Origin of the sequence: Wolbachia endosymbiont of Drosophila bicornuta, from assembly GCF_028982105.1 — a bacterium.
Classification (GTDB): domain Bacteria; phylum Pseudomonadota; class Alphaproteobacteria; order Rickettsiales; family Anaplasmataceae; genus Wolbachia; species Wolbachia pipientis.
In genome coordinates, this window is the sequence record NZ_JAPQLF010000137.1 from 5108 (window position 1) to 16652 (window position 11545).

Below are 11545 nucleotides of genomic sequence, written 5' to 3' on the forward strand. Positions count from 1 at the left end.
TGCTTATGGCTATGGTAGAGCAGTAGCATATTATGATCTGTTCGGATTATTGTAAAAAGAGCTATACTAATAAAACCGAGCCGCAACTCTATAAAACGATATACATTAACCGCTAAGTACAAACTTAAAGAAATGTGTGGAGCACCACAAGAAGCTATTATAAAAAACCTAAATCCACTTATTAGAGGATGGTGTCAATATTATACTTCAGTGATTTCAAGGAAAGTCTTCGAGTTACTAGATAGCGTTATGTTTAGAAAACTATGGAAATGGGCAGTACGTAAACATACAAATAAAGGCAAATACTGGATAAAGAGGAAATACTTTAAAAGGTATAAGAATGATAATTGGAGGTTTATGACAAGTAATGGAAAATATCTTATCAAACATGGAGACCATGCTATTAAGCGGCATATCAAAGTGAGAGGAGCAAAATCTCCATATGATGGAGACTGGATATATTGGAGCAGTCGTAGAGTACCAGATAAGTCACTAAGAGTGATAAAATTACTGAAGATGCAACAGGGTAAATGTAATTATTGTCAGCTATATTTTAGGTCAGAGGACATAATTGAAGTGCATCATCAAGACAAAAATAGGAACAATAATACCATAGGAAATTTGTCTTTATTGCACGGGCATTGCCATGATTATTTACATAGGAGTGTGTATGACAAACACCAAGTTAGAGAGAAGCCGGATGTGGTGAAAGTCACAAGTCCGGTTTCGAAGTCGAGTGGGGAGAGGTGACTTTCCTCACTTAAATAACTATGGTATTGGAAAATCTTGTGAAAAGGTCAGTGAAGAAAGGCAAAAGGATCGCCATATGAGCATAGGTACTGTGATTAAGAATGTCCTCACTCCTGAGTGTTTAAAATCACAATCGCAAGTTCATCCATAAGGTAGGGATTTAGTATTGACTTTACAACAATAGTCACTTTAAATTGGTAACTATTGTTGCAGTTAAAGTATCAATGCCTTTTTTCTTTTATTTTTTTGCAATTCTAAGCATTTTATCTGCTGTATGCGTGATTAGCGTAAGAAATCCTGTGCATGCAGTATTATTTTTAATTTTCACCTTCGTTAACTCTGCAGTGCTTTTCATTCTTCTTGGAGCTGAATTCATTGCTATGATGGTACTGATAGTATACATCGGTGCAGTTGCAGTGTTATTCCTCTTTGTAGTTATGATGCTCGATATTGAATACATAAGGTTGCGCCAGGGTTTTGCAAAGCATTTCACTCTTGGTGCTATATTATGTGTTGTGTTTTTTCTAATCATCAGCTTTGTAATCCGCAGCTCAGCACCGAATATAAGCAATGTTATAAACTATAATACTAATAACGTGAAAGCTATTGGTAATTTGCTATATACTGACTATATGTATGCTTTTCATCTTTCTGGAATTTTGCTGCTTGTTGCAATTGTCGGTGCAATTGCTCTTACTTTGCAGGATAAGAAAAAAGGAGTTAAAAAACAGAATGTGTTAAAGCAATTGACGCAATCTTCATCTGTAAAATTGATTAAGGCTAAATTTGGAAAAGGAGTAGAATGGAAATAGGATTAAATCATTTTCTGATAGTTGCTGCTGTTTTGTTCACTATTGGAGTCTGCGGTATTTTCATCAACCGTAAGAGCATAATCAATATATTGTTATCAATAGAAATATTATTGCTGGCAATTAATATCAACTTAGTTGCTTTTTCTGCCTTTATGAATGATATAGTTGGGCAAATTTTTGTGATGTTTGTGTTGACTGTTGCGGCAGCAGAGTCAGGAGTTGGGCTTGCAATATTGGTTGTATATTATAGAAGCCGTGGCAATATAGACGTTGAACAAGCGAACTTAATGAAAGAATAAAAGTATGACGTATATACTGAAATTAATAGTATTTTTGCCACTTTTTGGTTCGCTATTTGCAGCACTTTTTAGAAAAAGTCAGTTAGTTACAACCGCAGGGATTGGAATATCTGCAGTTTTATCTTGGTATGTTTTTCTCACCTTCTCTGAAAATTATCACTTGAGTTTATTTCCTTTGTTTTCATTGAGCATCTTAAAAGTAAATTGGGCAATTAGTGTGGATGCTCTCTCATCCTTAATGCTTATTGTTATTACCACCGTTTCACTGGTAGTACATCTCTACTCTATCGGTTATATGGAGCATGATAAGGGGAAGTCGAGGTTTTTTTCTTACCTATCGCTATTTACGTTTTGCATGATTGTGCTGGTTGTAAGCGATAATTTCGTGCAGCTTTTTTTTGGCTGGGAAGGGGTTGGCCTATGTTCTTATTTACTCATAGGATTTTGGTTCCAAAAATATTCTGCAAATAATGCAGCAATTAAAGCATTTGTTGTGAATAGGGTAGGAGACTTTGCACTATTGATTGGAATCTTTCTTATTTATTATACATTTCACTCTTTGAATTTTACTGAAGTTTTCGACACAACTGATCTTCTTGGCACGCAGAACATTAGGGCATTCTGCTGTGAATTCAAAGTAACTCATATAATATGCATATTACTTTTTATTGGCTGTATGGGTAAATCTGCACAGCTTGGTTTACATGTTTGGTTGCCAGATGCAATGGAAGGGCCAACTCCTGTTTCTGCACTTATTCACGCAGCAACGATGGTAACAGCAGGTATATTTTTAGTAGCAAAGTGTTCTCCATTGTTTGAGTTATCAAATGTGGCACGAGAATTAATAGTTATCGTTGGAGCACTCACTGCTTTTTTTGCAGCCACCGTTGCAATTACTCAGAACGATATAAAGAAAATAATTGCTTATTCAACCTGCAGTCAACTTGGTTATATGTTCATGGCATGTGGGCTTTCTGCTTACAATGTTGCTATTTTTCATTTAATGACACACGCTTTTTTTAAAGCTCTACTATTTCTTGGTGCTGGCAATGTGATTCATGCAATGCATCATGAGCAAAACATTCAGAAAATGGGAAATTGCTGGAAGAAAATCCCTTGCACTTACGCTCTCATGTGGATTGGATCTCTTGCGCTTTCTGGGATATTCCCATTTGCAGGTTTTTATTCAAAGGATTTGATAATTGAACATGCTTATAGCACGGATAGCTTTGCTTTTGTAATAAGCTTAGTTGTTGCATTCTTCACAGCGTTTTACTCTTGGAGGTTATTGCTTCTTGTGTTCCACAGCCAAAAACAAAGTAAAATTAATATACATGAGGCACCAAAGATTATGCTTATACCATTACTGATACTCGCTTTTGGATCAGTATTTTCTGGAATATGGGGAGCAAATATTTTGAACATAACTAGTAATGCGTTTTGGAAATCAAGTTTAGTGATGATTGATGAGCATGGAGTTCATAATTTCTTTATAAAACTACTGCCAACCTTAGCAAGCCTGAGTGGAATAGCACTTGCGTACCTAATTTACCAATATCAAGTAATTAGGCAAATTAAGAGTAAGTTTTTACTTAAGTTTTTGCAGAATAAATGGTACTTTGATGAGGTGTATGAGTTTGTTATAATTGCACCGATAAGGTTTATATCTAGGCTTCTATGGAAGTTTGATGTTAAGGCTATTGATTCATTTGGACCAAATGGTGTTGTAAGGTTGGTTAATGAATGTTCAAAAAGTTCTATAAAGTTACAAACTGGTTATATATTTGATTATGCATTTATTATGTTTGTTACTCTAATAATCGGTGCTTTATATATTATTGGAATTAAATAGAAGGTGTTGTTACTTAGTATATTCTTGCTTCCACTGATAGGAGGGTTGATTTTATCCTTAATCAGGATTAGTCATCAATCTATACACCTAAGATTCCTTGCTCTATTTTTTGCTGTACTTCCATTTTTGCTTAGCATTGTAGTTTGTATAGAATTTGATTATAACAATGCGGACTTTCAGTTTGTCAGCTACCCAATTAGAAATGTTGGAATAGGGATAGATGGTATATCGTTGCTTTTCCTTCTGCTTACAACTTTCTTGTTTGTAATTTGTATACTCTACAACTGCAAAATGAGTTATACGACCCTAAAAGCCTATATGGCATTGTTTCTACTGCTTGAGAGTTTTGTAGTCGGTTTTTTCGTTTCACTGAATGCTATAAGCTTTTATGTGTTTTTTGAAGCTGTTTTAATACCAATGTTCTTTATTATTGGCATCTGGGGAGGAAAACACAGGGTGTATGCAACGTTTAAGTTGTTTCTTTATACATTAACCGGCTCATTATTATTTCTACTTGGATTGGTTTACATCTATAACATTTTTGGAACGTTTAATATACAAAAGTTAGCTACATTAGTGCCAAGCCTTGATCTTGAAGTGCAGTCATTGCTGTGGATTGCATTTTTTATTTCTTTTGCAATAAAAGTACCGATGTTTCCATTTCACACTTGGCTTCCTGATGCGCATGTACAATCACCAACTTCTGGATCTGTGATTTTAGCTGGCTTGCTTATTAAAATGGGAGGATATGGATTTTTAAGGTTTTCTATTCCAATGCTTCCTCAGGCAAGTTTATATTTTTCAAATTTCGTTGTTGTGCTGAGCATTATTGCGGTGATATATGCTTCGCTAGTTGCGTTTGCTCAAGATGATATAAAGAAGTTAATAGCTTATTCTTCAATAGCACATATGGGGATCGTTACTGCTGGCCTCTTTTCATTTTGTGAGGAAGGAGTACTGGGTAGCATATTTCAAATGATTAGTCATGGCCTTATTTCTGCTGCTCTATTTTTGTGTGTTGGAATGCTATATACTCGAACTGGAACTTTGGAGATTGCAAAATATTTTGGCATAGTAAACACAATGCCAAAATTTGGTTTTATGTTCATTTTATTTTCAATGGCTTCAATAGGGCTACCTGGAACATCTGGATTCATAGGTGAGTTTTTGGCTATGGTTGGAATGTTTAAGAGCATAGGGTTTTTTACAGGATTTATCGCACTTGGCACTATTTTAAGCGCAGTTTATATGCTGAATTTATGTAAGCAAATAATATGGGGGGTTAGCTATTCTAAATTATTAAATAACCGCTTGGATAGCATAGAATTTTCTGTCTTAATTCTGCTTGCAGTGTTTGTTATTTTGCTTGGATTCTACCCAACCCTTGCACTGAATTATTTGAAGCCATGTATGGCAAATTTGTTAGTCAAATATAATGCGCTATGAATTATATACAGATATTGCCGGAAACGTTCTCTATTATCTCCTCGTTAGTGTTGCTACTGCTTGGAATTATATTTAACCGCCGAACTATCAACTTATTAGCACTTGGCTGCACAGTGGTAACTTTGATTATTTTAATTATTTCGGCAGAAAACAATGAAATTTTTCTCTTTAATTCGTTGTTAAAACTCAATTTATACATCAGGTCAGCCCAAGGGTTAATTCTCAGCACAGGAATTTTAATACTTTTGATGCTGAATTTATCAAAATATGACTATAAATATGAATTTTCAATACTGATTCTTTTTGCGCTATTTGGCATGATAACTTTGGTTTCAGCAAATAGTCTGATTTCTTTTTATTTATCTTTTGAGTTGATGAGTATATCTTTGTATGTTCTTGCGAGCTTTAATAAAGATTCAGCTTATTCATGTGAAGCAGGAGTGAAATATTTTACACTTAGTGCACTATCTTCCTGCATTATGCTATATGGAATGTCGCTGCTTTATGGATATACAGGACAAGTCAATTTCTCTGAGCTCGGTTCATTCTTGCAAAGCCATCAGATAACTTATGGAATAGTTTTTGGGTTAGTTTTTATCCTTATTGGTTTGTGTTTCAAGCTTGCTATTGCTCCTTTTCATATGTGGGCTCCAGATGTCTATCAAGGTGCACCTACCATAGTAACTGCGTTTTTTTCTACAGCTCCAAAAGCTGCACTTGTAACATTTTTAATTCGATTGATGAATGAAGAGTTAGTAAATGTAAAAAGTTATGTTCAGCCTATTTTCTTATACGTTTCAGCATTGTCTGTGCTTATCTCAGCTTTTGGGGCCTTACGTCAGCAAAACTTAAAAAGGCTGCTTGCTTACAGTTCAATTGGTCACATTGGTTTTATATTTGCTTCACTTTCTATTTTTACACAAGCAGGAACAGATAGTGCCTTAATGTATCTGGTGATATATATCATCACAAGCATAGGGCTATTCTCATATCTTGCACAAATTGACGATGACGATTGTGATATTGCAAATTTATCTGGTATAGGGAAGAAACGCCCAATTGTAGCATTTCATCTTTCTGTACTGTTACTCTCGATGTCGGGAATACCTCCACTTGCAGGTTTTATCGCTAAATTTTTTATATTCAAAAGTTTAATAAATTCTGGCTTTATCAGCCTGTCTTTGACCCTTGTGGTGGCGAGTGTTGTATCGTGTTACTATTATCTAAATATTGTAAAAGCTATGTATTTCGATAAAGCTACTGGTAATAAGGTTGCTTATTCTAAGGGCCTATTCATTATCACTTCGGTGGCTTCGCTGATCAACCTCGTTCTTTTCTTGTACGTTTTACTCACTCATTGAACTAAAGGGCTGACAAGGTGACCCCTGAGGGTTTTCATATTCATCATTACAAAAAAGTTTCAAGCACTAATAAAGAAGCGTTGGATTTAATTGATAAAGGAATATCAAATGAAACTATTATTGTTGCTGATAAACAAACAGAAGGCAGGGGGCGCACCGGAAAAAACTGGATTTCTCCAGAGGGTAATTTTTATGCAAGTTTGGTAATAAACCTCTTTAACGATTATCTGAATGAAAGCCAGCTTTCGGTGTCATTCCAGCGCGTGACGCTGGAATCTAGAAATCAAGAAGAATGGTCAAGCACACAACTGTACAAACGTTGTGGTATTCCCACCAAGGATGATTTCATCCGAGTAGCCTGGCACTGGGATCCAGAAAACTTAATTACAAATGGGCACATCAGGCAACTGTGTAATAAGAACTGGATTCCAGTGTCACGCACTGGAATGACACCACATACCACCTGCAAATTGCAATGTTCGCATAGTTATGTGTCAAGCACTGGGGAAAATACTGGGATGATAGAAAGAGGTTTAATGAATCAAGTTAGCAAATTAACAGAATTGACTTTTGTTACTGCTCTTGCTGTTGGAAATGCTATACTTTCATTTATAAATGGTCTAAATCTCCAGTATAAATGGCCAAATGACATTCTAATCGATGGCAAGAAAATAAGTGGAATATTGCTTGAAAAAAGATCCAATTCGAATTGGCTCATTATAGGAATTGGAATTAATGTCAGTCATGCACCACTTCCAGGAACAACGTGCATTAGCAATTACGGTGAGTCTGTGTCTAACATAGATCTGTTAAAGAAATTAATAATAAATTTTAATAAGCTAAGAAAGCAATGGCTACTTGATGGGTTTTATGCTATAAGAGAAATGTGGTTAAAAAAAGCATTCAAAATGAATGAGCAAATCAGTGTAAAGTTAGCTGACAAATTGTATGAAGGAATTTTTGCTGATATAGATAAAAGTGGTAAATTGGTGTTGCAGCAAAAGGATGGAAGCTTAATTTATTTTGATGCAGGTGAGTTATTTATTGATAATGCATTATGAATACATATGTAATTTTTGCTTACCTTATTAGTTTCACGCTGATTGCTGGAGAGCTAATTTTTACCATTTCTTGTTATACTAAAAGTAAAAAAATTCTAGAAAGCCTGAAAGATAATCATGAAGAAGAAACATAAGCGATTACTTATAACTTCAGGAATTTTCTGCTTTTTAAGTTGTGCAGTTTTTTTTATTTTAACAACGCTCAAAGAAAATATCTCATTTTTCTATACAGTAAGTGAGGCAATAGTTTTACCAAATGGTCAAAAACTAATCCGTGTTGGTGGAATGGTTGTTGAAAATAGCGTGATACGCAACGAAAGTGAAGTGATTTTTCAAATGACAGATTTTAATAAGAGCGTTATGGTGAAATATCAGGGAATACTTCCACCAATGTTTTCAGAAAAAAGTGGTGTTGTTGTGCAAGGTAAAATGTTTGATAATAGTACTTTTCTTGCAGATAGAGTGTTTGCAAAACATGATGAGAACTATATGCCGAAAGTTTTAAAATAGATTCCTTAACCTGGCTGTATTGAAACGGTATGTAGAGAGAGTCACAGCCTAGAGACTATTACTCTTTCCAGTTTAACCCCAATCTGGTTCATTAATGGTATTGTTTTCTAATTCCTCTACTTTTGTCTGTAAGTTATTCAGGCTCTGTACTAAACCACTATTTTCATTACCAACCTTTGTAATTATAGCACTTCTCGCAATAGTCCGAATAGGATAAGATATGTGCTTATGGCTATGGTAGAGCAGTAGCATATTATGATCTGTTCGGATTATTGTAAAAAGAGCTATAGCTCGTCAAGCTTACTCCTTTCTTCTGTTAGCATGTCATTTATAGCACTTCTCGCAATAGTCCGAATAGGATAAGATATGTGCTTATGGCTATGGTAGAGCAGTAGCATATTATGATCTGTTCGGATTATTGTAAAAAGAGCTATACTGTTTCGCTACTATAAATGTTGATCCACTCTTTGTATTTGTTATTTTTAACCCCTTTAGTTGTTATCTCATTTACCATATGGCGTATAACGATTTGGTATATGTTAAAGCAAGAATAAGATGCTACTAAAGCTTCATTAACAGAATTGTGATATGCGGCACTCATGAAAAAGTCAGTAAAGGCAGAACAAGCTCTTGACTTTTTGTGATCATCAGATAGATCACAATCTTCAAAATATTTTTTATACTGTTCTCGAACATAAAATGCTCCTTGTGCCAAATTGATTAAACTACTCATCATTTCAATATCATCAACTCTAGCTGCAACAATTAAAAAAGCACGAGCGCAATCTATACAATACAGAAAATCCTGCTGAAGGTAGAACTTGAATTTTTCATAATCTAATGTATTATTTATCAATTCAACATTAAAAGGGTGTTCTTTTATTTTATCAATAAGATCAGAACACTCTTTTACAATTACGTTGTACAGTTCTCCTTCTATTTCGTTATACACTTTATAAGCCTCACAATAAAAATTGAATATAAAAATTATTACTAATATGGTATAATTATTATGAAAAAGCGTGCTATGCTTTAACAATAAGCTAGTATATAAATATGGGGCTGTAAATCAAAAATTTTAGCAATCTAAAGAAATTTTACTATTACCTTCTATATTGAATTCTCTACAAAGATCAGCAGATAAGTCAATGTTTTCCCAAGAAAATCCACCGTCCCTTTCCGACTGTTTACCAAAATGTCCATAACAGGCTGTACGTTTATATATAGGATGATTAAGCGATAAATGCTTGATTATGCCTTTTGTTGATAAATCTATATTATTCTCGATAAACTTTTTAATTACTCTTTCCTCTACCTTATTCGCACCAAATATATCAATATAGAATGAAGTAGGTTTTGATACACCAATTGCATAAGAAAGCTGCACAAGACAACGTTCAGCCAAACCTGCAAAGACAATATTTTTAGCAAGATATCTTGCCATATAAGCCGCAGATCTATCAACTTTGGTTGCATCTTTTCCGGAAAACGCTCCTCCACCGTGTGGAATATAACCTCCATAAGTATCAACCATAATTTTTCGTCCGGTTAATCCACAATCACTAACCGGTCCACCAATAACAAATCTACCAGTTGGATTGACTAAGAGATTTTCCTCAGGACACATCCATCCTTCAGGTAAAGATGAAACTATGTAAGGGTAAATTATTTCTTTTACTTTTGATTGATCCAAATCCTCAGGGTGCTGTATTGAGACAATAATACTTTCAGCACGTACCGGTAGGTTATTCTCATATGCCAAAGTGATTTGTGACTTTGCATCTGGACCAAGTTTTGCTTCTTTAACTGCGCTCATGATATTTTTCAGAATCGAGTGTGCATAAAAAATGGGTGCCGGCATAAGGTTTTCTGTCTCTGTTGTTGCATAGCCATACATTATGCCCTGATCTCCAGCACCTTGATCCAACCCTATTGCAATGTCATTTGATTGCTCATGCAGCAATATATTTACTTTCACTTTTCTCCAGTGGAACACATCGTGCTTGTAACCAATATCTTTTATTGTATTCCGTACAATACTTTCAATCCTGCTATTTTTGATGTTAGGCCCAAACACTTCCCCAGCTATAATAACGTTATCTTTGGTGACTAAAGTCTCTATTGCAGCTCGCGCAAAAGGATCAGTAAAAAGGTACTCATCAAGTATTGCATCTGAAATTTGATCTGCTACTTTATCTGGATGACCAGCCGCCACTGATTCACTGGTTACTAAATTTTTATATAAACTCATGTTTTTGCTTATACAATATCAAAACCGCTATAGAAAACACAGTTAGTAACTACTAAACGGTGGGTCTGGGAAGAGTTGAACCTCCGACCTCACGCTTATCAGGCGTGCGCTCTAACCACCTGAGCTACAGACCCATGATTTATTCAAGCTGAAGCTTTCATATTATCTGTAGGCACGATATCAATAAAAGTCTTTTTATTTGCTGACCTTCTAAAGCTGACCCAGCCTTCTATTTTAGCAAAAATCGTATGATCTTTACCTATACCAACATTCTTCCCAGGATGGAATTTTGTGCCTCTTTGGCGCACAATTATGTTACCAGGAATAACCTTCCCATTCTTCTTTATTCCTAACCTACGACCTGCTGAATCTCTACCATTACAGGAACTACCACCTGATTTTTTAGTTGCCATACCTTACCTCTTACTTTTGAAGACTAATTTCATTTATACGAAGAACAGTTATATACTGCCTATGACCAGTTTTCCTACGGTAATTTTTTCTTCTTTTCTTCTTAAAGATTATAATTTTTTCCCCCCTGCACTGCTCCAACACTTCAGCTTTAACAGTAGCATTAGATGAATAAGATAAGCCATTATTTGAAATACAAATCACCTTATTGATTTCAACCTCTTTTTTTTCTTCAGCTTCTAACTTCTCTACCTTTATTATACTACCTTCTTTTACTAAATATTGCTTTCCACCAGTCTCAATTACTGCAAACATGATAAATATAAATTATTGTTATTAACTTTAATCCTAAACGATGTCATATACGCTGTCAATATAAATAAAAAGCATGACTTAACGTTCTTTTTGAGCTACTAAAATACTTCTATCTGTTTTCATCTTTTATCTACCTTTTCTCAGACAGTAGACTTCTTGCATAACCTAAGCAGAAAAAAGGCAAATAGTTATTATAGCTCTAAGTTTACCGACACCGTCATGCAAGTAGCCCCTTCTCCTGTCATTTTAGTAGCTGACACTGGTTCCTTTATGACGATGTCATCCAAGTGTCAGCTACTCGGATGACAAAAAAAGGAGCACTAGGATGACATCATCCTTTTTTGGGATTTCAGTGGGCTTTGTTGCATCGCTCTTCGGATAGTAGGTAACGCACAATAAATTTATGGAGCTATCTCAAATTTAGCCATACCAATATCAGTGAACTTATTGAGCAAATAGCATTTATAGCTCTTTTTA

General features: G+C 34.9%; 13 protein-coding genes, 1 tRNA gene and 1 pseudogene. 9 read left to right on the forward strand and 6 right to left on the reverse strand.

The annotated features are described in order from the left end of the window. The first annotated feature begins 132 nt into the window (after positions 1–132). From OZD68_RS06225 to ccmE, 9 genes are all read left to right on the forward strand, one after another. The gene (locus OZD68_RS06225) at positions 133–750 is read left to right on the forward strand and encodes a group II intron maturase-specific domain-containing protein (RefSeq protein ID WP_264707418.1); all 618 of its coding nucleotides are present in this window, start codon (positions 133–135) and stop codon (positions 748–750) included. Positions 751–974: 224 nt separating this feature from the next. Continuing rightward, positions 975–1562 carry an NADH-quinone oxidoreductase subunit J gene (locus OZD68_RS06230; protein ID WP_182309333.1) on the forward strand — a complete coding sequence of 196 codons (588 nt, stop codon included), beginning with the start codon at positions 975–977 and terminating at the stop codon, positions 1560–1562. Next, a complete protein-coding gene (gene nuoK / locus OZD68_RS06235) occupies positions 1553–1861 on the forward strand; it encodes an NADH-quinone oxidoreductase subunit NuoK (protein WP_006012916.1) in 309 nt (102 codons plus the stop codon). The genes OZD68_RS06230 and nuoK overlap by 10 nt, the downstream gene beginning before the upstream one ends. A 4-nt stretch (positions 1862–1865) precedes the next feature. Beyond that, positions 1866–3713: an NADH-quinone oxidoreductase subunit L gene (nuoL, locus tag OZD68_RS06240; protein WP_182309334.1), complete on the forward strand. Its 1848-nt coding sequence runs from the start codon at positions 1866–1868 to the stop codon at positions 3711–3713. 3 nt (positions 3714–3716) lie between these two features. Next, the gene (locus OZD68_RS06245) at positions 3717–5159 is read left to right on the forward strand and encodes a complex I subunit 4 family protein (protein WP_182309335.1); all 1443 of its coding nucleotides are present in this window, start codon (positions 3717–3719) and stop codon (positions 5157–5159) included. Next, complete coding sequence (locus OZD68_RS06250) at positions 5156–6520, forward strand: NADH-quinone oxidoreductase subunit N (protein ID WP_182309336.1); 1365 nt, start codon at positions 5156–5158, stop codon at positions 6518–6520. Before OZD68_RS06245 ends, OZD68_RS06250 begins: the two co-directional genes overlap by 4 nt. A gap of 17 nt (positions 6521–6537) precedes the next feature. After that, positions 6538–7581 (forward strand): biotin--[acetyl-CoA-carboxylase] ligase, encoded by a 1044-nt coding sequence (locus tag OZD68_RS06255; RefSeq protein ID WP_182309337.1) that lies wholly within the window; start codon positions 6538–6540, stop codon positions 7579–7581. Further along, positions 7578–7715, forward strand: coding sequence for a CcmD-like small membrane protein (locus tag OZD68_RS06260; protein ID WP_010962957.1), 138 nt, complete (start codon positions 7578–7580; stop codon positions 7713–7715). Before OZD68_RS06255 ends, OZD68_RS06260 begins: the two co-directional genes overlap by 4 nt. Beyond that, positions 7699–8091, forward strand: a complete 393-nt coding sequence (ccmE, locus tag OZD68_RS06265) for a cytochrome c maturation protein CcmE (RefSeq protein WP_182309338.1) — start codon at positions 7699–7701, stop codon at positions 8089–8091. Before OZD68_RS06260 ends, ccmE begins: the two co-directional genes overlap by 17 nt. A 72-nt stretch (positions 8092–8163) precedes the next feature. Here ccmE and OZD68_RS06270 read toward each other — a convergent pair whose 3' ends face one another. From OZD68_RS06270 to rplU, 6 genes and pseudogenes are all read right to left on the reverse strand, one after another. Continuing rightward, a complete protein-coding gene (locus tag OZD68_RS06270; protein ID WP_182309339.1) occupies positions 8164–8343 on the reverse strand; it encodes a hypothetical protein in 180 nt (59 codons plus the stop codon). A gap of 181 nt (positions 8344–8524) precedes the next feature. Further along, positions 8525–9043, reverse strand: a pseudogene (locus OZD68_RS06275) (TenA family protein); the annotation flags it as partial. A gap of 126 nt (positions 9044–9169) precedes the next feature. Continuing rightward, positions 9170–10342 carry a methionine adenosyltransferase gene (gene metK, locus OZD68_RS06280; protein ID WP_182309344.1) on the reverse strand — a complete coding sequence of 391 codons (1173 nt, stop codon included), beginning with the start codon at positions 10340–10342 and terminating at the stop codon, positions 9170–9172. A gap of 60 nt (positions 10343–10402) precedes the next feature. Further along, positions 10403–10476 (reverse strand) — tRNA-Ile (locus OZD68_RS06285). 9 nt (positions 10477–10485) lie between these two features. After that, positions 10486–10755, reverse strand: a complete 270-nt coding sequence (gene rpmA / locus OZD68_RS06290; RefSeq protein WP_006279564.1) for a 50S ribosomal protein L27 — start codon at positions 10753–10755, stop codon at positions 10486–10488. 10 nt (positions 10756–10765) lie between these two features. Continuing rightward, the gene (gene rplU / locus OZD68_RS06295; protein WP_006279565.1) at positions 10766–11068 is read right to left on the reverse strand and encodes a 50S ribosomal protein L21; all 303 of its coding nucleotides are present in this window, start codon (positions 11066–11068) and stop codon (positions 10766–10768) included. Positions 11069–11545: the final 477 nt, after the last annotated feature.